Origin of the sequence: Paracoccus acridae (assembly GCF_014642735.1) — a bacterium.
GTDB classification, from domain to species: domain Bacteria; phylum Pseudomonadota; class Alphaproteobacteria; order Rhodobacterales; family Rhodobacteraceae; genus Paracoccus; species Paracoccus acridae.
The window spans coordinates 413,272-434,245 of sequence record NZ_BMIV01000002.1; the positions used below are offsets into that span (position 1 = coordinate 413,272).

Annotated in this window: 18 protein-coding genes and 1 pseudogene; 8 read left to right on the top strand and 11 right to left on the bottom strand. The window is 62.0% G+C overall.

Annotated elements, in window-relative coordinates:
- Window positions 1-26 precede the first annotated feature (26 nt).
- The 3 genes from cas8c to IEX25_RS05200 all read right to left on the bottom strand — a co-directional run bounded on the left by cas8c (window position 27) and on the right by IEX25_RS05200 (window position 5,191).
- The gene (cas8c, locus tag IEX25_RS05190; protein WP_188714286.1) at window positions 27-1,775 is read right to left on the bottom strand and encodes a type I-C CRISPR-associated protein Cas8c/Csd1; all 1,749 of its coding nucleotides are present in this window, start codon (window positions 1,773-1,775) and stop codon (window positions 27-29) included.
- Window positions 1,772-2,590 carry a type I-C CRISPR-associated protein Cas5c gene (cas5c, locus tag IEX25_RS05195; protein WP_440589941.1) on the bottom strand — a complete coding sequence of 273 codons (819 nt, stop codon included), beginning with the start codon at window positions 2,588-2,590 and terminating at the stop codon, window positions 1,772-1,774. The genes cas8c and cas5c overlap by 4 nt, the downstream gene beginning before the upstream one ends.
- A gap of 333 nt (window positions 2,591-2,923) precedes the next feature.
- Window positions 2,924-5,191 (bottom strand): CRISPR-associated endonuclease Cas3'', encoded by a 2,268-nt coding sequence (locus IEX25_RS05200; protein WP_188714288.1) that lies wholly within the window; start codon window positions 5,189-5,191, stop codon window positions 2,924-2,926.
- Window positions 5,192-5,591: 400 nt separating this feature from the next.
- On the opposite strand from IEX25_RS05200, the gene IEX25_RS20560 reads away from it, so the two are divergent.
- Together IEX25_RS20560 and IEX25_RS05210 are read left to right on the top strand one after the other, a co-directional pair.
- On the top strand, window positions 5,592-5,801 hold the full coding sequence (locus IEX25_RS20560; RefSeq protein ID WP_188714289.1) for a hypothetical protein: 210 nt from the start codon (window positions 5,592-5,594) through the stop codon (window positions 5,799-5,801).
- Between the two features lie 19 nt (window positions 5,802-5,820).
- Window positions 5,821-5,955, top strand: a pseudogene (locus IEX25_RS05210) (integrase core domain-containing protein); the annotation flags it as partial.
- A 271-nt stretch (window positions 5,956-6,226) separates the two neighbouring features.
- Here the strand turns inward: IEX25_RS05210 and IEX25_RS05215 are convergent.
- Window positions 6,227-6,946 carry a gamma-glutamylcyclotransferase gene (locus IEX25_RS05215; protein ID WP_188714290.1) on the bottom strand — a complete coding sequence of 240 codons (720 nt, stop codon included), beginning with the start codon at window positions 6,944-6,946 and terminating at the stop codon, window positions 6,227-6,229.
- Window positions 6,947-7,588: 642 nt separating this feature from the next.
- On the opposite strand from IEX25_RS05215, the gene IEX25_RS05220 reads away from it, so the two are divergent.
- From IEX25_RS05220 to IEX25_RS05245, 6 genes are all read left to right on the top strand, one after another.
- Window positions 7,589-8,626 carry a fatty acid desaturase gene (locus tag IEX25_RS05220; RefSeq protein ID WP_188714291.1) on the top strand — a complete coding sequence of 346 codons (1,038 nt, stop codon included), beginning with the start codon at window positions 7,589-7,591 and terminating at the stop codon, window positions 8,624-8,626.
- A 206-nt stretch (window positions 8,627-8,832) separates the two neighbouring features.
- Window positions 8,833-9,801, top strand: coding sequence for a TRAP transporter substrate-binding protein (locus IEX25_RS05225; protein WP_188714292.1), 969 nt, complete (start codon window positions 8,833-8,835; stop codon window positions 9,799-9,801).
- Between the two features lie 4 nt (window positions 9,802-9,805).
- On the top strand, window positions 9,806-10,300 hold the full coding sequence (locus IEX25_RS05230) for a TRAP transporter small permease (RefSeq protein ID WP_188714293.1): 495 nt from the start codon (window positions 9,806-9,808) through the stop codon (window positions 10,298-10,300).
- Window positions 10,293-11,582: a TRAP transporter large permease gene (locus tag IEX25_RS05235; protein ID WP_188714294.1), complete on the top strand. Its 1,290-nt coding sequence runs from the start codon at window positions 10,293-10,295 to the stop codon at window positions 11,580-11,582. Before IEX25_RS05230 ends, IEX25_RS05235 begins: the two co-directional genes overlap by 8 nt.
- A gap of 184 nt (window positions 11,583-11,766) precedes the next feature.
- Window positions 11,767-12,270: an SH3 domain-containing protein gene (locus tag IEX25_RS05240; RefSeq protein WP_188714295.1), complete on the top strand. Its 504-nt coding sequence runs from the start codon at window positions 11,767-11,769 to the stop codon at window positions 12,268-12,270.
- A 32-nt stretch (window positions 12,271-12,302) separates the two neighbouring features.
- A complete protein-coding gene (locus tag IEX25_RS05245) occupies window positions 12,303-13,658 on the top strand; it encodes an RtcB family protein (RefSeq protein ID WP_229665052.1) in 1,356 nt (451 codons plus the stop codon).
- Between the two features lie 109 nt (window positions 13,659-13,767).
- Here the strand turns inward: IEX25_RS05245 and IEX25_RS05250 are convergent, their stop codons facing one another.
- From IEX25_RS05250 to IEX25_RS05280, 7 genes are read right to left on the bottom strand one after another with little or no spacing between them, the layout of a single operon-like run.
- Entirely contained in the window at window positions 13,768-15,285 is a 1,518-nt protein-coding gene (locus tag IEX25_RS05250; protein ID WP_229665053.1) for an amidase, read from the bottom strand.
- A gap of 5 nt (window positions 15,286-15,290) precedes the next feature.
- Window positions 15,291-16,289, bottom strand: coding sequence for an acetamidase/formamidase family protein (locus tag IEX25_RS05255; RefSeq protein WP_188714297.1), 999 nt, complete (start codon window positions 16,287-16,289; stop codon window positions 15,291-15,293).
- A 22-nt stretch (window positions 16,290-16,311) separates the two neighbouring features.
- Window positions 16,312-17,022, bottom strand: a complete 711-nt coding sequence (locus tag IEX25_RS05260; RefSeq protein WP_103171006.1) for an ABC transporter ATP-binding protein — start codon at window positions 17,020-17,022, stop codon at window positions 16,312-16,314.
- Window positions 17,015-17,731 (bottom strand): ABC transporter ATP-binding protein, encoded by a 717-nt coding sequence (locus tag IEX25_RS05265; protein ID WP_188714298.1) that lies wholly within the window; start codon window positions 17,729-17,731, stop codon window positions 17,015-17,017. The genes IEX25_RS05260 and IEX25_RS05265 overlap by 8 nt, the downstream gene beginning before the upstream one ends.
- Complete coding sequence (locus IEX25_RS05270; protein WP_188714299.1) at window positions 17,731-18,798, bottom strand: ABC transporter permease subunit; 1,068 nt, start codon at window positions 18,796-18,798, stop codon at window positions 17,731-17,733. The genes IEX25_RS05265 and IEX25_RS05270 overlap by 1 nt, the downstream gene beginning before the upstream one ends.
- A 2-nt stretch (window positions 18,799-18,800) precedes the next feature.
- Window positions 18,801-19,673 (bottom strand): ABC transporter permease subunit, encoded by an 873-nt coding sequence (locus tag IEX25_RS05275; RefSeq protein ID WP_103171009.1) that lies wholly within the window; start codon window positions 19,671-19,673, stop codon window positions 18,801-18,803.
- Window positions 19,674-19,726: 53 nt separating this feature from the next.
- On the bottom strand, window positions 19,727-20,962 hold the full coding sequence (locus tag IEX25_RS05280) for an urea ABC transporter substrate-binding protein (protein WP_103171010.1): 1,236 nt from the start codon (window positions 20,960-20,962) through the stop codon (window positions 19,727-19,729).
- Window positions 20,963-20,974 lie beyond the last annotated feature (12 nt).

The window sequence follows — 20,974 nt, forward strand, 5'->3', positions numbered from 1 at the left end:
TTCGATGAAAAGATCGGCCTGTCCGGTCATGTGTCAGTCCCGATCAGGTCGTCATCGGTCTTGTTTTCGCGTTTGCGGAAAAACTCGCTGCGCTGATGGTAATAGCCGATGCCGAACAGGGCCTGCTCCGCACTGGCCAGGGATGCCGGGATCGGATCGTCACCTGGATCCATAAGGTCGGTGATCGTGACCAACAGCCTTTCCAGGTTCACGGCGCGGCCGGGGTTCTGCTTGCGCAGCTTCGAGAAATGGTTCTGCGAACCCGCGTCCAGCGTGCGGAACACCTTTTGCGGCGTAGCCGAGGCCGATCCATAGAACTTGTCCTTGATCGTCGCATTGACATTGCCGCCCAATGCGGCCCGCTGAACTTCTTCATAGACGGCGAACAACCGGCCAAGGATATAACCCTTGTTCGTATTGGCGGGATCGAGCGCCACGGGCGCCTCCTTCTTGAGATTGCGGATCAGGACGGATTTCATGATGGCGGCGCGCAGGGCATTGACCTCGCCATCGGCGCGGATGCGCATCAGCACGGTGGACAGCAGCGTCAGCGGATAGGGGGTTCCGGTCACAATGGCGCGCATCCAGTCGCCTGCGATCAGGGGCGGCACGTTCTCGCGCTTTCCCAATACTGCCAGTTCGGTAAGATAACGCCAGAGCGGCGGCCAGCCATCGCGCGGCGGGGGCTGCAATTCGGTCTCGGCAAGATAGCGTTGATAGTTCGCGGTCAGGGTGCCGAAATCGCTTTCCCACCAGAACCTGACCGAGAGCCGCGCCGCATTGGGCGCCAGGCCAAGGATGTGAAAGCGCACGCCCTGGGCCAGTTCGGGCGCGATCTGCGGCAGTTTCTGGCCGTTACGAATGGCCTCAAGCCGGTCCTGCACCCTGGCGGTGGCAAGATCGTCTTCTGCCAAGAAGGCCTGCCCGTCGAACATGCCAGCAGCCAGTGCCTCGGCTTCCTTTACTGCGTCAGAGTCGGCAGCATCTGCCCAGAACACCGTCGAGGCGTCGCCGATCTGAATGCGGTGGTTCCTGTCGGCAAGGAAACGGTTCAGCGCCGTGGTGTAGGCAAAGGCAGCGGCTTCGGATACCGGGGCATTGTCGCCCTGGTCATGTCCATAGGACGTAAAGGCATCAAGGTTGAAAGAAATCAGGCTGGCGCCCGAGGATTGCGCCCCCCAGACCCCTTTGATGGACGGATGCAACCGGGCCGTCGGGGCGGCATCACCTGTGACAAGGCAGATCTGCGGATCAGAGGCATCCATTGCGCCGATTTTTCGCCATAGCTCCTTCGCAGCAGGACGATCATGAAGAAAGTCGAATTCGGAAGACAGGCGGAACACAGTATTCTGGTCCCGCATCTCGTCCGGCCAGCGCGGGGGCACAAAGGCATCGGGCGTCCAGGTTTCCAGAAAGCGGCGCAGCGCCACAAGCCCTTCATCATCGCTTTCAGAAAGCCAGTCCAAGTGCTTTGCCTTGAAGGCGGCGTGTTCCTCGGCGGTGCGCTTGCCTTCACCACCTGTCACCCCAAGCACATAGGCCGTCTTGTCCCACAAGACATTCGGGTCGATTCCAACCGTCCGCTTTTTCGCCTGTGGCACCAACATCATTCGCGGACTGCGCTTCTTGTTGTCCGCCCGCAGGTCCACCACCTCGGCCACCGAACCATCCCGGTTCAGCACCACGCAGAAGCCGATCTTTTCGGACGAATAGCCAAACGGAGGCGCGTCGGGCAGGCGGTCATAGGCGCGCACCAGGGCTGACAGCAGGCTCATCGCTTCACCTCGGGGCTGCCGGGCTGCGGCACCTCGACCATGCCATCGCGCAGGGCGGCCCGGAACAACATCGAGGGTCGGCCGGGGACGGCGTGGTCGATGTCCCACAGCATATAGCCCAGGTCGCGCGGGCTGCCGAAGCCGAGGTCGGCCGTCTCGGCCTCGGGTGCGCGGGTCGGGGCGGGCGTCGCGTTGGCCGCACCGCTGCGGCAAAGCGCACCCCAGGAAGGCCCCTGGGGACTTGGCAAAGGCGTGCCGGGTTCGATCAGCGCGAAACTGGCCGCGAATTCGCGGGTTCCAAGGCAAGGCTGGTGAAAGCACTGCCCCCGCGCGGCGCGGCGGTTGAAGATGTCGAGATGCTTGCCTTCATTGTCCGAGGCATCGGCGCGGGCGGTCAGTTCGAAATGCGCCTCGATCACATAGGCGGGGTTCACCAGCACGGTCGAGGCCCGCTGCTGCCGATCCTCATCGACCAGAAGCTGCAAGCCGCCCAGATCACCTCGGTTCATCGCCCGCTTGATCGTGCCCGCCGGCGCTTTGTGGCCCACCTCGTTGCGGCGGATGGACTGGAAGCGGATCGGTTCCAGCACATGAATGCGGTCGATCACCCAACGGATCGCAGGCTTCCAATGAATTGCTTCCAGGATCCCGCGCGCAGCCGAAGGCGGCATGACATCATAAGTCGTGCGTTCGACTTTCAATTCAGGTCGGGTAAACAGGGCATGACGCCCCCAGACATGCAGTCGAATACCATAAGACAATGTAAATACTCCGCTTCCAACCAGATTATTCAACTCGCGCAATTGCGCAAGCATGATGTTCGCGTCTGGTTAATCAAGTGAGGCTGGTCTGGGTCTTGGCACAAGATTGTAGCCGATAGCAGGATCGCTGGCCCGATGGCTCAGGATCAAGTCCCGTTCGCGAGCCCTAACTTCGGCATCGTCGGCATCTGCGGACTCCCAGAGTATCTCGCGGGTCACGCTCATCAGCCGGCGAGATTCTCGTGTCGGAAAATCAGCCTCCAATCGGGCCGGGTTTGGACTGCCGAAGTAACTTGTGGAATCCGTCAAGTCGCTTCCAATGTAGATTTTTCCATTTGGCCAAGTCACTTTATAAATGATCTTGTACCGAGACATACCAATGGTCCCTCATCCAATAATGCTTTGATCTGCAGCCAGATAATCTGCCCTTTCCCACCATAGGCCAAAATCCTCGCGATAAAGTCCGTCGCTTTCCAGCACGCAGAACTGGTCGCCGCGCAGCTCCGGGGCATGAAAGCGGGCATGGCCGTTGGCCAGCAGAAGATCGCGTGCCCTGGCGGGGACCTGCACCGTGAAGACCTGCAATTCGCGTGCGATGCTGCCTGACGGAACGTCTGCAATCGTCAGCCGCTCGACAGCCTTGCGGGCCTTGTCCTCGATCATGATGATGACGGGAACCATCGGGCTTTCGATCATGCGAAAGGCTTCGGCGGTGCTGCGGTAAGGGAAGTCCGTGCCGGAAGGAGCAAACTTGAAGGCCGCGACCATCGGTTGGCCCATCTGCTCGGGCCCGCTGCGCCAGTAGACCTGCTCGAACCAGTCGCGGATCGCTGCAGTCTCCAGCAGGTTCTCATAGCCAAGACGGGCAGCGGTGCCGTGCATCGCATCCGCAAGCGGCTTGATCTGCCGATGTGGCGGATGGTCCGGCGCCCTGAACACCGTCAAGGTGCTGTCCTCCAGCGGGCGCTTGCCTTCGCGATTCACGCGTCCTGCCGATTGCACGATGCTGTCCAAGCCCGCCTCGGCCCGCCAGCCTTTGGGAAAATCGAGATCGACCCCCGCTTCGATCAGGCTGGTGGCGATCAGACGGCAGGGCTGACCCGCGGCAAGACGCTGCCGGACGTCGGCAATGATCCGGCGACGATGGGCAGGATACTGGCGCGTGGTCAGATGGACCACCCCTGCAAGTCCCTCGGCCTGAGCTGCCTGGAACAGTTCCAGCGCATGAGACCGGCTGTTGACGATCATCATGCCCTGCGGCACCGCCCCGAGCGCAGCGATCAGTGCGTCATTATCCATCTGGCCGCCGTCGAGGATGCGCGCGCGGCGCAATCGCCGGGCCAGACCCGTAGGATCGGGTGCCAGTTCGCGCCCCGCAAGCGGCAGGCCGCCCTGTTTAAGTTGGCTGCTGTCGAAAGCCGGTTGGGTCGCCGTGCAAAGAACAATGGTGCATCCGTAATGCACGGCAAGGGCGTCAAGCATCCGCAGCGCCGGCATCAGCAAGGGGCGGGGCAGGCTTTGCGCCTCGTCCAGGATGATAATGGACCCGGCGATGTTGTGCAGCTTGCGGCAACGCGATGGGCGGGCCGCGAACAGGCTTTCGAACAGTTGCACATTGGTGGTGACGACGATGGGCGCAGCCCAGTCTTCCATGGCAAGGCGCAGCTTGTCGCGTCCCTGCTGGCCGGGATGTTCCATGTCGATCGAGGAATGATGCTCCAGCACCAGATCGCCGATGTCGCGGAACAGGTCGCGGAACGCCGTGACGGTCTGGTCGATGATAGAAGTGTAAGGGATCGCGAATATGATCCGTCGATGCCCGTGCCGGGCGGCATGATCCAGGGCGAAACCCATGGATGCCAGCGTCTTGCCACCCCCTGTAGGAACAGTGAGGGTAAACAGGCCCGGGGCCAGCTTCGCCCCGGCTCGGATGCTGGACAGGATCTCTGCCCGCAACCGGTTCAGGTCGGAGTCAGGGACATAGCCTGACATCTTCTTGTCGAATGCCTCGCGCATTCTTGGCAGGGTTTCGGTCAGCGCAGGCCAGTCCCGATCATGCTTCCGCCCCTCCAGCCGATCATAATAATCTTCGGTATCCCGGAAATCGGCATCCACGAGACAGGAAAACACCATCCGTCCGAAAAGCGACAGATCGAAGCCGCTGTTCGCGCCCGGGCGGATCTTGGCAAGAAGTTCCGGCACCAGCCGTCCAAGATCCACCTCGGCTCCGGCGCTGATTTCAGGCGGGATGGGGTCGCGCTGGCGAAAATTCTCGATCCGGCGGATACGGGCGGCCTCCGAACCGGTGGCATCCGGCAGGCCAGCATGATGGCCCAGGATGGCATGGGCCAGCACCTCGGCCACCCAGGTCTGTGGGCCGGACCGGGCGCGCTGCAGCAGCAAGCTGGCTCCCGCAGTCGAGTGATCCACCGCCGTCTTGTCGCCCTTCAAGCGCCTTTGGAAGGCAGGGTCATATTTGCCAAAGTCGTGAAACCGAGCGGCCATGCAGGCACAGAGCGGCAGGCCAGCAGCATCAGCCGTACCCGCCGCACGCTGCGCAGTGTGGTATAAATGGTCTTCAAGATTTTGCCAATCGCTGCAGTCGTCTTGCTTTCCAGAGTGCGCAAAGCAGGCGTATGACACGTGTGACTGCATTCTCGATCCTGCTCTGAAGCTTCGTACACAGACTATCTTCAGGGAAGCTGAAAAGCATCAGGCACTTTGCTGGAGATGGCGATCGTCCTGAAGACCATGGCCTGCTTCGGCCCGGAGGTTCCTTCGCCGATCGGCAAGTTGCTACTGCTGTCCCGCTACCGCCAGGTCCCGGTCATACGCGCTGGGCCGTCCACTCCTCGGGAAAAGGCTCCAGCAGGCGGGGCGGCGTCAGTTCGGGTCCGTGCTTGGCATTGAGAATGTCCTCGATGACGTTAGGTGCAAGCAGCGTCACGCTGAGAGGTAGCGCAGGAATTCGGACCAGTCGCTAAGCTTTGGCGATTGACGGAGGAGTGATCCGCCTGACGAGACGGAAGGCTATTCGGCCGAGTTCAAGGCTAAGGTGGCGTTGGCGGCTATCCGCGAGGACCTGACGACGGCCGAGTTGGTCAAGAAATACGACATCCATCCCACCATGATCACGGGCTGGGAAAGAGCCGCGATTGAGAACATGGCCTCGGTCTTTGATGGCAAGAACGCTGCCGAGCCGGTGATTTCCATGGACGCGAGCTTCTGCGTCGAGGCCTTGAAGGAAGCACTGGGCGGTCGCTGAACCGAAGGTCTGCGCAGCGAAATACGGATGCGTCTACCTGAACGCCTTCCAGACCGGGTCCGAGGCCCACGGGGGGATCGGCGCCTGGATCAGCTATTACAACGAAAAACGCCCGCACTCATCGCATGGATTGCTGACGCCAGCCGATGCCTATGATACCGCCAACCAGAACCTGAAAGCCGCTGCCTGACATGACCCCCATGCCAGAGCTTAGCAAGGCGGCAAAATGGTCGGAAATCCCGGACCACCTCTCAGCACCTTAGTTGTGCTGCAGTGCCGGTTTCCCGGCGGCGCTCCTGCATGGGTCATAAACCATGGCGAGGTCATGGCTGCCGCGCAGAGTTTCCAGCCTCTCAATGCGGAAACGAGCCTCTACAAGGCATGCCAAGCAAGCTCTAGCGCATGGGGCAAAAGCCGGCATGGATCTATGCGGACGCCGCCTTGCTTGCCGCGCGACCCGTTTCGGTCAATGCGGCCTCTATTTCCTCCGCGACATGGCGCTGCAGAGCCCAGATGTAGTCGTCGTGGATACCGTGTTCGACAAGACCGCGGACCGTGCGCAAAAGATACTCTGCCCCAGATCCCGCGGACCCGGCGGCGTGGGCAAGCCGATGCGCCTGTTCCTTGATCGTCAGTTGGGCAATCTGGGTTCCCACCGGGTCCGCGTAGAAGGTCAGGGCCTCCTCGCGACCACGCTCGGTATCAACGGCGATCCAGCAGGCATTGGCTGCTAGTTCATGGGCCACAAGTTCGCGCTTGAGGATGGCGCGCAGGGACTCGGCCTCCGTCCCCTCGGCAATGTCCAGCACCAGACCTTCGCATTGCCCACCCGAAGCAAGGGCAAGCATGAGCCCCGGCCGTTCGGGCGAGCCGCGGAAGTGATCGAGCGAGATCGAGAAACTGCGATGCCACCCGACGGCTGTGGCGCGACGTCGTGCCTGCACGGCAAAGCCGGGGTTCCAGATCAGAGAGCCATAGGCAAAGATCGGAACTGGCCGCGGCCGTCCCCGGGTCAAATCTTCGGCCAGGCTGTCGAGATCGGCGTCGTCGAGCATCCGCCAGCGTGGATCGTGCAGGGGCCCCTCGACAGAAGGTATCCGGGCAACATGAGCGTCGGAAAGGACAATGGGGTAGGGCGTCGCCATCGAGTTCCTTGGGATACGGGCATGGTTTCGTGCAATGTGGGTGTTATCAAGACGAGGTCAATCGCAGAAGCCACGCCTTTTGCCATCTTAGTCCTCAGGCATGACTTCCGTTTCGCGGCTTTAATTCGGAAGCGTGAAAGGGTGCTGTTGCAGCTTCCCCGGGCAGTGGCCTCGCTCAGCTTGGGTGACAAGGCCTTAGCCAACCGCCCGTCCTGGTTGTAGCCATGGGCGCACGGCCCACAGCCGAAACAAGCGCGCCGTGTGATCCTTCTAGTCGTATACCGATTTCACCTTTTCGGCGGCACCTTGGCCGATCTTCTCATGCGCCTGCGCCGAGAGATGCACGCCATCTATGCCGTCCGTCTTGGCAAGAAGGCCGGCCATACAATCCAGCGAGCAAATGTGGTAGGGCAGCCCAAGAGGATACTGAACCCTGCTGTCGGCTCATCCATGGCCAATGCTTGAAGGGCTGCGGGCATTTTCAGTCTGCCGATCGGCCGGCTGTGTCTGACCCTTGGGTCCCGCCTGTCAGGTTTCCGTCGTCCGTGTCTTGCTCGGCCCAAATGCCTGTTCTAGAGGACGCAGCACAAGAAAACGCCGTGCGGGCCGATGGGCAGACGTGGCTCAAGCTTCAAGGCGGTGATGATGACTTCTTCCGACACCATGCAGGTGCAAGTGCGTTCGGCCAAGGACTGGGTCCGGATCCTGGCAAGGTATCGTGAGCCTTCGACCGCCCGCAGTATCCTTGAGCTTCTTGTCACGCTGGTGCCGTTCACGTTGCTTTGGGTGCTGGCCTGGGCCGCGATGTCGATCAGTTCCTGGCTGGCGGTCGGGATCGCGATCCTGAACGGCTTTTTCCTGGTGCGGTTGTTCTGCATCCAGCATGACTGCGGCCATGCCTCGTTCTTTCACAGCCGCAGGGTTCAGGATTGGGTGGGCCGCTGCCTGGGGGTGCTGACCCTGACGCCGTATGACGTCTGGCGCCGGACCCACTCCCTCCACCACGCCCAGCATGGCAACCTGGATCAGCGCGGCATCGGTGACGTGCTGACGCTGACAGTGGCCGAGTATCAGGCTCGCAGCCGTCTGGGCAGACTGATGTATCGCCTTTACCGTCACCCGGTCGTGCTGTTCGGAGTGGGCCCCGGCTATCTGTTCCTGCTGCAGAACCGTTTGCCCCTTGGCCTGATGGCCGCGGGAAGGCGCTATTGGGTTTCGGCCATGGGGACCAATGCCATGATCGCGCTTGTTCTTGCGGTGATGATCTGGCTGGGTGGGATGAAGCCGGTGCTGCTGATCTATCTTCCCACGGTCCTTGTGGCCGCCACCATCGGGATGTGGCTGTTCTATGTGCAGCATCAGTTCGAGGACACTCACTGGGCGAAAGGCGATGCGTGGCAGGTGCACGAAGCGGCGCTTGCGGGATCATCCCATTACGTCCTGCCCGCGCCCCTGCGTTGGCTGTCCGCCAACATCGGAATTCACCATGTCCACCATCTCTACAGCCGCATCCCGTTCTATCGGCTTCCGCAGATACTGGATGATCACGCCGAGCTTGCGGTCGCCCAGCGGCTGACGCTGCGCGAAAGTCTTCGGTCAGTGAACCTGCATCTGTGGGACGACAAACTGAACCGCCTGACCTCGTTCAGAGAGGCAAAGCGGCGATATGGTCCTGCATAGGTCCGGCGGGTGCAAGCAGGGCGACGGACGTGACGGCACAGGATTGCTCGTCTCACCCTAGAACTTCGATTGCCCCTGTGGTGCCGATCAACGGTGCCCTTTGTGGCGGTTCGGATGCCTGCAGTTCACTTCTTCTTCGTTCACAGGTTGCGCATGCACGCCTGCTGACGCTAGTTTTGCCCCGATCCGAGGGAGGGACCTGAAATATGAAGCATTTTGTTGCTGCCGCTTTGCTTGGCTCGGTATTTGCCGCGCCTGTCGCCGCGCAGGAGATCAAGATCGGTTATGCGCTGGCCGAAGACAGCCATTACGGCGCAGGCGCCCGCGCTTTCGAGGAGTCTCTGAAGGCCAGTCTGGGCGACCAGTTCAGCTTCCGTCACTTCCCGTCTTCGGGTCTTGGGGGTGAACGCGAGGTTCTGGAAGGGCTGCAACTGGGCACGGTCGAGATGACGATCGCCTCGGACGGGACGCTGTCGAACTTTGTGCCGGAAGTCGGCGTCCTGGGAATTCCGTTCCTGCTGCGTGACAAGGAACATGCTCGCGCCGTTCTCGACGGCGAGATCGGCGAGGAGATGCTTGCCAAGTTCGAGGACGCAGGGCTGCACGCCCTGGCTTGGGGAGAGCAGGGCTTCCGCCACATCACCAGCAATCGTGGGCCCATCGAAACCCCGGCCGATCTTGAGGGCCTGAAGATCCGGACCATGGAAAACCCGGTCCACATCGAGGCATTTCGCGCGCTTGGCGCAGCCCCTACGCCGATGGCTTGGCCCGAAGTGATCGGCGCGTTGCAGCAAGGCGCGATCGACGGGCAGGAAAACCCGCTTTCCGTCATCGTCTCGGCCAAGCTGAACGAGGTTCAGAAGAACCTGACGCTGGACGGTCATGTTTATTCGTCCACGATCATCCTCGTATCGCCGTCGCTTTGGGGCAGGCTGGATGATGATCAGAAGGCCGCGTTCGAGAAGGCCGCGGATGATGCCGTCGTGGCCATGCGCGCCTATGTGGACGAGGTGGACGCATCCGGTGTTGCCCAGATGCAGGAAGCGGGCATGACGGTGAACGAACTGTCGCCCGAGCAGAAAGCCGCCTTCCGCGACGCGCTGGCCGAGCCTTACAAGAACTATGAGGCGCAGTTCGGCAAGGACCTGATGGACCGCATCCAGGCGGTCGAGTGATCGCATGCGCCGCCTCGAGAATGCCTTCGTCACGTTGAACGGCTCCATCCTGGTGATGGGGCTGATGGCGATGGCGGTCATGCTGGGCTGGAATGTCCTGGGCCGCTATCTGACGGGCAATTCGTTGACCTGGGCAGACGAGGTGGCGCGCTATTCGATGATCTGGCTGACCTTTCTGGGCAGCGGGCTTGCCCTGCGCGAGGGGGCACATGCCGCAATCACCAACGCCCAGGAGGCCCTTCCCGGCCAGGGTCAGCGGGCTCTGCGGGCGCTGATCCTCCTGGTGCTGCTGGGCTTCTTCGCTTTCATGGTCTGGGTCGGGATCGACTACATGAATCGGATGGCGGTCCAGCGGTCCGCCGCCCTGCGTATCCCGATGAAGTGGGTCTATGCCGCAATGCCTGTGGGCTTTGCGCTGATGATCGTGCATCTGGTCCTGATCGCGCCACGCTATCTGCGCGCTGGCCTGCAACACCCGGAAGAGACCGCCCTTGGCTGAAATCCTGATCGTCGCCTTCCTGATCCTGATGGTCATGGGGGTCCCCGTCGCATTCAGCTTGGCCATGGCAACCTTCGCGGCCGTTGCCATCGACGGGCGCTATCCGATGGTCGTCGTCGTCAAGGAGATGTTCACCGGCCTCGACAGCTTTCCCCTGTTGGCGGTGCCATTCTTCATCCTGGCCGCGGAAATCATGTCCACGGGCGCGATATCGCGCATGCTCCTGCGCTTCGCCTCGCAGTTCGTCGGGCACCTGAGAGGCGGCCTTGGCTATGCCAATGTGCTGACAGGAACCCTGTTTGCGGGGATCTCGGGCTCGGCCCTGGCATCGGCCGCGGGACCGGGGGCGATGATGGCCCGGATGATGGAGCGCAGCGGCTATTCGAAATCCTATGCCGGGGCGCTGACCATTTCGGTCGCCGTTGTCGATCCGATCATTCCTCCGTCAATCACGATGATCATCTATGCCCTGCAGGACCGCAACGTCTCGGTCGGGTCTCTGTTCATGGCGGGCCTGCTGCCGGGATTGCTGATCTCTGCCCTCATCGCCGGAGTGAACTGGTGGATCAGCCGCAAGCGGGATTACCGCAGCCTTGAGCTGCGCCCACCCGCCTCGCAGATGCTGCGCAACACCATTGCCGCCCTGCCTGCGCTGCTGCTGATCGTCCTGATCGTCGGCGGCATCCGGGGCGGCCTGTTCACGCCGACCGAGGCATCGGTGGTGGCCGTCTTCTATGCCATCATCGCCAGCGCCGTCATCTATCGCGGCTTTACTTTCGCCGATCTGTGGGGCGCTTTCCTTCGGTCCGCCATCATGTCGGTCGCGGTGCTGATGATCCTGGCCGCGGCCCGCGCCTTCGCCTGGGTGCTGATCATCGAGGGTGTGCCCCAGGCCATGGCCGATGCGGTGATCGCGATGGATCTGTCGCCCATCGCCTTCCTGTTGATGGTCAACCTGCTGCTGCTGTTCTTCGGCATGTTCATGGATCCGCTGCCCGGCGTCATGATCCTGGTTCCGATCTTGGCGCCAATCGCCCACGGGCTTGGCATCGCGCCGGATCACTTCGCCATCATTGTCATTGTCAATCTGACGTTCGGGCTCATGACTCCGCCGGTAGGGGGGCTTATCTTCGTCGTGGCCTCGGCCACCAAGCAAAAGCCATCCGCGCTGGTGCGCGAGTTGCCGCCCTTCTTCCTTGCGGCAATCGCGTCGCTGCTGATCCTGACATTCGTGCCCGCGCTGTCGACCTGGCTGCCCGCGATCAGCGGTTTCGCCCGGTGACCATCCCCGCTTCGAGCATCACTTTGCAGGGCAGTTTCTTCAGCGGGCGTGTCAGCGAAACAGGCTGATCAAGGATGCTTTATCGCGGGCTTCGGATTGCGCCTGCCCATGGGGGCCACTTGACTATGTCGGCGCTTGACTCAACAGACCTCCAACCGCGAACTCCTATTGCACGAGGCCACCCTTGCCCAGATCCGCGCTGCCGCTTGTCATTCTTGCTGTCTTTCTTGGCGCCGTCACGCCGTCGGCTGCGGACCCGGTCGTAAAGGGCGCAGAGCACTGTGTCGTAAACGTCCGTGCTGATGACCGGCTGAACCTCCGGGCCGCGCCCAAGGCGGAAGCCGCGGTTCGCGAGCGTTTCGCCTATGGTTCATGCGGGATCATGGTGACTGCCGCTTGCAAGGGATCATGGTGTCCGGTCGAGGATGGACACCATTCGGGTTGGGTGCACCGGCACTACATCGCCGCGCTGCCTGACGTGGAGTTCTGCTTTACCGCTGCGGCGTCGCGCGAACTGCGGCTCCTCCGCGCCTGGCCGTCCTCCGGCTCGCGCATCGTGACCGAGTTGCCGGCCAAACAATGCGGGATCAGGCCGCTTCCCTACATCGTGGAGGGTTGGCAGAAGGCCCGCGTGGATGGATGGGAGGGCTGGCTGCCCCAGGCGGGACTGGCCCACACGGGAGACTGATGGCTGTCAGCAACGCCCGCGCCTGATCCGACATGTTGCCAGCATACGGGTGCTCCGATCCCGCCGGTGCCGCACCAAGAGGGCGTCGCTCTTCGACGGCCATTGGAACTGAGCACGTCCCCGAAACGCTGAAACAGCAGGATGGAGGACAGCCGCGGGAGAAGTGGGCAATGACGGTCACGGTCTTCGGTGAGGCGGACGCCGCAACGCTGGCGCAGGCAGAGCGTTGCGCCCTGGAGGCAGAGGCCATGTTGCTGATGGCTGATAATCACAAGGGCTATGGCATGCCTGTCGGCGGCGTCGCCGTCTACAAGGACAAGGTTCCACCCGCCGGCGTGGGCTTCGACATCGCCTGCGGGAACAAGGCTGTCCTGACGAACCTCAATCTGGGGGACATCGAAGGTCGGCTGTCGAGGCTTGCCGACGAGATCTTCGCAAGCCTTTCCTTCGGGATCGGACGAAAGAATGCCACGCCTGTCGTTCATCGTGTTTTCGACGATCCCGCCTGGGATGAGGTCGGATTTCTGAAAAGCCATCCCGATCTGAAGAAAAAGGCACTGGATCAGCTGGGGACGATCGGTTCCGGAAACCATTATGTCGATGTCTTTGCGGACGAGGCCGATCGCATCTGGGTGGGCGCGCATTTCGGCTCTCGCGGGCTGGGCCATGCCATCGCCACGCATTTCATGAAGCGCGCCGGCGACAACCCGAACATCGTGGATGAGACACCCAACACCCTTGAGGTCGGTAGCCGCCACGGGCGCGACTACATCAAGGCAATGCGGCTGGCCGGCGACTATGCCTATGCCGGTCGCGACTGGGTATGCGAGACGGTGGTGGGCATCCTGGGCGGCAAGATCATCGAGGAAGTTCACAACCACCATAACTTTGCGTGGCAGGAAACCCATGGCGGAGAGAGCTATTGGGTCGTCCGAAAGGGTGCCACGCCGGCCTTCCCCGGTCAGCGCAGCTTCATCGGATCGTCGATGGGCGATGTTTCGGTGATCGTCGAGGGAGTGGACAGCGATCTGTCGCGGGCAGCCTTCTATTCGACCATCCACGGGGCGGGCCGGATCATGTCGCGGACCAAGGCCGCCGGCAAGCGGCGCAAGCGCATTGTCGAGCAGAAGCAGGCGAACGGCAAGATGAAGAAGATCACCCAGTGGTACACCGAGGGCGGCGCGGTGGACTTTGACGCGGTGCGGCTCAGGATCGCGCAAGCGGGAACACATCTGCGTGGAGCCGGGGCTGATGAGGCGCCCGAAGTCTACAAGAAGCTTTCGGACGTTCTTGCCCACCATGGCAGCACCGTGAAAATCATCCACACGCTCAGGCCGCTGATCGTCTGTATGGCCGGAGGAGACGAGTTCGATCCCTATAAGGACTGATCGACGCGGCTTCGCTTATCGCCTGCTGCGTTGGTGCGATACAGTACCGCCATTCACGATGAAGGTGGCGACAGCAGGCCATTTCCCCGATCTGCTGGCGCCTGCTGCATCAGACAGCCGGTTTGCGGTGCCGCGTATGCTGTTCGTAGGCATAAGCCTGGTTCAGCAGTTCTGCCTCTGACCATTGCAGCCCAAGGAAGATCAGGCCAAAGGGCGCTCCTGAGGCGTAATAACCGGCAGGGACAGTGACACCTGGGATTCCGGCAATGTTCAGTTCGCCAACGGTGGTTTCGCGAAGCGCTTGGCCCGAGTGAAGTTCGGGAAGCTCATTCAGCATCTGGGGATAAACCAAGCTGTCCAGGCTGTGCTTTGCGAAAACAAGATCCAGCAGCTCCAAGTACCGGCGTTTCAGTTCTGTAAAGGCCGGCAGGGCAGGGGGCGTTTCGGGATCGGCAAGACATGGCGCGAAATCGGGAAGTTCTTGCAGATAGCCAAGGATCGCGCCCTTCCCAAGGACATTCTCGGACGCCGTGGCCGCGACAAACTCGTTCCAGGATTTAAGCGCGGGGTCGGGTCCAAGGCGACGCAGGTAGCAGGTCATGTCATAAGGCAGCGACTCAAGGCCGCGACCGTCGAAGAAGGGTGTTCCCGGTGTGACCTGGCGCAGGCTGGCGAAATCCGTTCCAGCAAAAGGATCCTCAATCAAGATCGCGCCCGCCGCCACCAGTTCGCGCTTTGCACGCTCGTAAAGCCGCGCGGCCTTGTCCGAGAGAAGATCCGGTCGCCAGCCCGGGCCATAAAGCCCCAGCCGCTTTCCTTGCAGCCCGTCATTTGACAACCGTGCTGCATAGCCGTCTGCTGGAACCTTTCCGACGGAGGCCAATGTCTTCGGATCCTCGGTGGTGAAGCCCGCCAGCGCCGTCAGGCATTCGGCGGCATCGGTCACCGTGCGCGCGACTGGTCCCACCACGTCGCGATTGGCTGACAGGGGCACCACGCCTGCATTGGGCACCAGCCCGATCGTTGGTTTGATGCCCACCAGATCTTGTGCCGAGGCGGGGTTCTGGATGGATCCGCCCGTTTCCTCGGCCAGCCCGATCACCGCCATGTGGGCGGCGACCGCCGCAGCCGAGCCGGCGCTGGATCCCCCCGGCACGCGGTCGGGTGCAGCGGGATTGATCGTCGGTCCGGCCCAACTGTCATTGGCATGGGTTCCGGTCCAACTGAGGATCGGGACATTGGTCTTGCCGATGATGACGGCATCGGCGGCACGCATGCGGGCCACCACCGGACTGTCGCGTTCGGGCATCAGATCGACGCCGCCCGCACCGGAATAAAGCAGCCGCCAGCCTGCGGTCGATGGAAAGCCCACCATGTCCATGGGATCCTTGACCACGATGGGAACACCCGCCAAGGCTCCTACCTTCTCGCCTGCGGCGATCCGGCGGTCGATGTCGCGGGCGGTGTCCAGTGCCGCGTCGTTTTCGAAGATCACCGCGTTATAAGTGCCGTTCGTCGCCTGCATCTGGGCGATTGCAGCCGATGTCACTGCCTCGGCGGTAAATGCGCCTCTGGCCAGGCCCTCGCGAATGCCGGCCACCGTCAACTCGCCCAAGGAAGAAAGCATGTCCTTCATCGGGCGATTCCAACGATGGATTTCAGGACCGAGGCGCCCACCGTGTATTTCGGATCCACCATGTTCCCCAGCCGGATCCGGCCGCACTGCGTCAGAAGCATATAGGCGTCGATCTCGTCAAAGCCGAAGTCGGCGGCCATCCAGCGGATCAGCTCGCGATAGGCGCCGCGGGCGGCGTCTTCCATCGGGCGCGAGGAACCGATGGTCATGTAGAATTTCTCGTTCTCGAGCCGCGGGGTCTTGATGGTCCAGCCCTTGATCAGATCGACACGGACGGTGGTGACGGTCGGGTGTTCGATCGCGACGCCGCACAATTCGCCGTCGCCTTGGGCGGCATGGCAGTCGCCCAGGAACAGGAACCCGCCTTCGGTCTGGACGGGCAGATAGACGACCGCGCCAGGCGCCACGTCCGGCAGGTCCATGTTGCCGCCATAATAGTCCGGCACCAGCGAGGAGATGGCCTCGATCTGCGGGGCGGTGCCGATCGTGCCGATGAAGGGCTCGTAAGGCAGGGTGATGCGGTCGTTCCAGACGGTGCCTTCCTCGGCGGTGACATGCAGCTTGCGCACGCGTTCGGGCAGGGGCGCCGTCAGCAATGCGGTGTCCGCCGTGGGCACCAAGCCGCCGAACTCGGGCATGATGACGGTGGTGCCGCGTGGCTGGGGACCACGTGGGACGATGCTGTCGATGTGGACAGCGATCGTATCACCCTTTTCCGCGCCGTTGATCCAGACCGGTCCGTTCTGCGGATTGAGGAACGGGAAGTTCAGCTTCTCGGTAGGCGTGTCGGATTCAGAGGTGATCGCCCCCTCGAAGGCGTCATGGGTTTCGCAGGTCAGGACCGTGCCAGGGTCAATCTTCAGGACCGGCGGGATGGCCGCGCTGTAGACGTAGTGATAGCTGCCCTGCTGCGCTTCGGTCAGCGATGCTTCGGCCCGCACTTCGCCCTTTGCGACACCCTTGCGGGCCATGATGGAGTCTTCGAACCAGCTCATGGGAATACCTTTCTTGGATGGGTCAGACGGACAGATAGCTGCGGATGAGGTCCTGATCGTCCAGGTCGGCGCGAGTCAGCGCGGCGGTGATGCGGCCCTTGTCCATGACATAGCAGCGTTGTGCCATGGCGCGGATCATGTCGATGTTCTGTTCGACAAAGACGACGCTGAGGCCGGTCTTGGCGTTCAGCTCCACCATGATCCGGGCGATTGACTGGACGATGTTGGGCTGGATGCCTTCTGAGGGTTCGTCCAGAAGGACCAGAGACGGCCCGCCCATCAGCACACGGCCGATGGCAAGCTGCTGCTGTTGGCCGCCCGACATTGTGCCTGCGCGCTGGTGGGCGCGTTCCTGCAGGATGGGGAAGTAGTGATAGACTTCCTCAAGCTTGCCATCCAGCTTGCGGCCGGAAATCGACTGGCCGACCATCAGGTTTTCCAGCACGGTCATGCGCGGAAAGACATCCCGACCCTGGGGGACATAGCCGATCCCAAGGCGCGCGCGGCGATGCGCCGAAAGGCCGTCGACCTGCCGGCCCTTCACCCGGATCTCTCCACGCTGGCTTGGCAGAAGCCCGATCAGCGTTTTCATCAGGGTGGACTTGCCCACGCCATTGCGACCGATGATGGCGACGATCTCGCCTTCCTTCACATCGATGTCGACGCCTTGCAGAACTGGCTTGCCGCCATATCCGCCGTTCAGTGCAGATGTTTGCAGAAGCGGTTCAGGCATGGACCTCTCCCAGATAGATCTTGGCGACCCGGGGGTCGGCGGTGATCTCGTTGATGCTGCCTTGGGCGAAAACCTTGCCCAGATGCAGCACGGTCACCCGATGGGCGATCTGGCGCACGAAGGCCATGTCGTGTTCCACTGCCAGCACGGTCATGCCCTCGGCATTCAGCCGGTGCAGCATCTCGCCCGTGGCGTGGGTCTCGTCGGGCGTCATTCCTGCAGTCGGCTCGTCAAGCAACAGCAGGCGCGGCTTCAAGGCGATCGCCATTCCGATTTCCAGCCACTGCTTTTGGCCGTGGCTGAGATTGCCGGCAAGTTGGGTGTGATCCTGCGACAGCTTCAGGAATTCCAGCAGCCGATCAACTTCCTCGGTCAGATCGCCGGCAGGAACATGGTGCTGCAGGGCGATGACAAGGTTCTGGCGGGTGCTGAGTTCCTTGAAGATGCCGGGAACCTGGAACTTGACGCTGATCCCCTTGCGGATGCGCTGAAACGGCTTGGCGCGGGTGATATCCTCATCCGCAAACAGGATTTGGCCGCTGTCAGGCTGATGTTCGCCCAGGATCAGGCGGAAGAAGGTGCTCTTGCCCGCACCGTTCGGGCCGATCAGGCAATGCATCTCTCCGGTTTGGAGGGTGAAATCCACGTTCCCGGTGACATGCAGGCCGCCAAAATGCTTGTTCAGCTTGCGGGTTTCCAGAATGGTCATCAGCGCGCCTCCTTCCGGCGGAACAGGCGGCGTGATGCGTCCACGATGCCCATCACAATGCCACGCGGAGCAACCAGCACCGTGACGACAAGCAGAACACCCATGACGATCAAGGCATACTGGCTGCCATAGATCGTCAGCATCTGGAACACGATCAGTACGGCCAAGGTGCCTACCAGCGTGGTGGTCAGGTCGCCGCGGCCGCCGACCGCCACCCAGACAATGGGCAAGGCAGCGGCCGTCATCCCCATCGAGGCGGGGGTGATGTAGTTGCCCCACGAGGTGTAAAGCACCCCCGACAGCCCGGCGAGGGACGAGCCGATGACAAATGCGCCCAACTGGAACTTGCGGATGTCATAGCCAAGCATCTCGGCGCGCTGGGGATTCTCGCGGATTGCGACCAGCACATTGCCGAAGCGCGAATTCACCAGCATCCGCAGGGCCAGATAGACGACCACCAGCAGCGCAAGGGTCAGGTAATACAGCGGCAGGTCAGGGAACAGGACGATGCTTCCGCCGGGCCAGGGGATCGTCAGGGACGGCATGCTGCCCATGCCGTTGAACCCGTTCAGCCGCGCCGAACCGATTGCCCACTGCGGTCCTGCGGTCTGAGCCATGAAGCGTTCCAGCACCAGGGTCACAGACAGGGACACGATGCCAAGGAACACGCCATTGATGCGGCCGAAGAACAGGAAGTAGCCTAGGACGGCCGCAAAGAATGCGCTGAAGCCCACGGCCATCACAAGCGACAGCAGCGTCAGTCCGTAGGCATCGCCCAGGTTGATTGTCAGCACCCCGTAGCAATAGCCCGCGATGCCGAAAAAGGCGGTCTGCCCGAAGCTCAACGATCCGCCATAGCCCCAGATCAGCGAGAGCCCCATGGCCATGAACAGCCAGTTGAAGAAGTAGACGTTGTTGCCAACGTCATAGCTGTCGGCAAACATCGGATAGGCGCAGGCACAGGCCAGGACAAGGGCGAAGCCCGCCCAGAACTTTGGCCCTCGGCCAAGAGTCTGCGGCCCCTCGACCAGGCGCAGGATGCCGCGCAGCCGGGATGTCTCGGCCATTCTCAGGCCCTTTCTTTCAGGATCTTGCCGCTGATCCCGCGTGGCAGGATGCGGATGACGATGATGACGGCGATCAAAAGGCCGATCTGCCCGGCAAGCTGGCCCTGCCAGCCCGTCAGCGCGGCCTTGATGATGCCGAGGATAGCGGCGGCAGGGGCCGTTCCCAGGAAGATGTCCGCCCCGCCGACAACGACGGTGACAAAGGCCTCGACCATGAAGGACGCCCCCATGGTGGGCACCAGCGTCATGGTCGGCGCGTAAAGCCCGCCCGCCAGTCCGGCCAGGGCCGCACCCAGGCCGAAGGTCAGGCTGTAGATCAGGTTGGTGTTGACGCCCATGGCCTCGGCCACATGGGGGACCTGGATCGTGGCGCGCGACAGAAGGCCGAACCGCGTGCGCGTGAACATCAGCCACAACAGGGCCAACGTGCCGATAGCGGCGATCATCAGGATGACCCTGTAGATGGAATAAGAATAGCCGCCCATCGTGAAGCTGCCGAAGGGGGTGCCCACGCCCTGCATGCTGGGACCAAGGACGATCAGCGTTCCCTGGGTCACGATCATGGAAATGCCCCAGGTCGCGACGATGGTGTCCAGCGGACGCTGATACAGCGGGCGGATCACGACCAGTTCGACGATCATGCCAGCGATGCCCGCGGCAACGGCGCCCGCGATGATCGCAAGCGGCAGAGGCAGGCCCGCATGGACCGCACTGGTCGAGACATAGGCCCCGCACATGATGAATTCGCCATGGGCAAGGTTGATGACGCCCATCATGCCGAAGATGACGGCCAGCCCGCAGGCGCTGAGGACCAGAAAGGCAAAGGCATCGCCAAACTGGTAAAGAAAGCTGAAGATCAGATTGAAGATGTCCACAAGGCGGCCCCTTTGGTGTGGTGGCGTCCGGGCGGGCGGGCCGCCCGGACAGGTCAGCCGTTGGCCGGGGGCGGGTTCGACGGCGTGTACTGTTCACTGGGGTCGCTGACGGTCAGATCGCAGCCCGCCTCGCCCAGCCAATAGGGTTGGATCGCGTCCCATTTGGTCGGAAACTCGACCGAGTGATCTTCGGTGACATGCGCCAGATGGATCGTGTGCGAGACGTGCTGGCTTTTCGGGTCGATGCACATCTGGCCACCGGGACCATCCACGCAGACATCCCCTTCGGCGATGACCTTGCGGATCTCGGCCAGGTCGGTCGATTTCGCGCGTTCGACCAATTGCTTGTAGAGATAGACGGCGGCGTAGGAGTTGCTGGCCTCCTGGTTGATATAGGGCTCGTCGGGGAACTTCGCGCGGAACTTCTCGACGAACTCCTTGCTGGCGGGGGTGTCGACTTCCTCGACATAGTTCACCGTCGCATACATGTCCTTGAGGCTGGGCGGCGTGAAGCGCTTGTGTTCATAGCCTTGGCCCACGTTCACCGAGGATGCCATCGGCAGGCCCAGGTTCGCGGCGCCCGCCTGTTCGTAGTAGGACGCCTGCGCCGTTCCAACCAGCAGCGTCACTACGAAATCGGGCTTTGCTGCCTGGATGTTCTGGATGGTCTGAGAGAACTGCGACACGCCCAGCGGGATGAATTCCTCGCCCACCATGGTGCCGCCATTTTCAGCGACGATGTTGCGCACCCATTCGGCCGAGATCTGGCCGAAGTTGTAGTCGGCCGCAATCGTATAGACGTTGGGCCCATAGTTCTCGATCATGTAGGGCAATAGTGTCGAGAACTGCTGTTCCGGAACGGCGCCCGTGACGATCATGTTCGCGTCGCAAACTCCGCCTTCATACTGGTTGTTGTAGAAGGCCAGCCCGTCGAACTGGTTGACGATGGGCCGATAAGCCTCGCGCGAGGCCGAGGAAAATCCCGCAAAGACGGCATCCACCTTGTCGCGCTGCAGCACCCTGCGCATGAATTCCTGGAAGCGGGTATTGTCGGATTGGGTGTCGTATTCGACCAGTTCCAGCGGGCGGCCGTCGATGCCGCCGGCGGCATTGATTTCTTCTGCCGCAAGCTGGATCGCGTGGACCTTGCCGATCGTGGCAAGGGCGAAATCGCCGGACTGGTCTTCCAGGACACCCAGCTTGATCGGTTCGGCATCCTGTCCGAACGCGGCACCGGCAAGCAACAGAACTCCGAGCGCCGAAGCGGCGCTTTTCGACGTGATCAACATTGACAACTCCTT

What these genes read in the sequence shown, in the direction of transcription:
- cas8c (WP_188714286.1), bottom strand. Translation starts at nt 1,775, where the DNA reads ATGAGCCTGCTGTCAGCCCTGGTGCGCGCCTATGACCGCCTGCCCGAC.
- cas5c (WP_440589941.1), bottom strand. Translation starts at nt 2,590, where the DNA reads ATGCTTGCGCAATTGCGCGAGTTGAATAATCTGGTTGGAAGCGGAGTA.
- IEX25_RS05200 (WP_188714288.1), bottom strand. Translation starts at nt 5,191, where the DNA reads ATGCAGTCACACGTGTCATACGCCTGCTTTGCGCACTCTGGAAAGCAA.
- IEX25_RS05215 (WP_188714290.1), bottom strand. Translation starts at nt 6,946, where the DNA reads ATGGCGACGCCCTACCCCATTGTCCTTTCCGACGCTCATGTTGCCCGG.
- IEX25_RS05220 (WP_188714291.1), top strand. Translation starts at nt 7,589, where the DNA reads ATGATGACTTCTTCCGACACCATGCAGGTGCAAGTGCGTTCGGCCAAG.
- IEX25_RS05225 (WP_188714292.1), top strand. Translation starts at nt 8,833, where the DNA reads ATGAAGCATTTTGTTGCTGCCGCTTTGCTTGGCTCGGTATTTGCCGCG.
- IEX25_RS05230 (WP_188714293.1), top strand. Translation starts at nt 9,806, where the DNA reads ATGCGCCGCCTCGAGAATGCCTTCGTCACGTTGAACGGCTCCATCCTG.
- IEX25_RS05245 (WP_229665052.1), top strand. Translation starts at nt 12,303, where the DNA reads ATGTTGCCAGCATACGGGTGCTCCGATCCCGCCGGTGCCGCACCAAGA.
- IEX25_RS05250 (WP_229665053.1), bottom strand. Translation starts at nt 15,285, where the DNA reads ATGCTTTCTTCCTTGGGCGAGTTGACGGTGGCCGGCATTCGCGAGGGC.
- IEX25_RS05255 (WP_188714297.1), bottom strand. Translation starts at nt 16,289, where the DNA reads ATGAGCTGGTTCGAAGACTCCATCATGGCCCGCAAGGGTGTCGCAAAG.
- IEX25_RS05260 (WP_103171006.1), bottom strand. Translation starts at nt 17,022, where the DNA reads ATGCCTGAACCGCTTCTGCAAACATCTGCACTGAACGGCGGATATGGC.
- IEX25_RS05265 (WP_188714298.1), bottom strand. Translation starts at nt 17,731, where the DNA reads ATGACCATTCTGGAAACCCGCAAGCTGAACAAGCATTTTGGCGGCCTG.
- IEX25_RS05270 (WP_188714299.1), bottom strand. Translation starts at nt 18,798, where the DNA reads ATGGCCGAGACATCCCGGCTGCGCGGCATCCTGCGCCTGGTCGAGGGG.
- IEX25_RS05280 (WP_103171010.1), bottom strand. Translation starts at nt 20,962, where the DNA reads ATGTTGATCACGTCGAAAAGCGCCGCTTCGGCGCTCGGAGTTCTGTTG.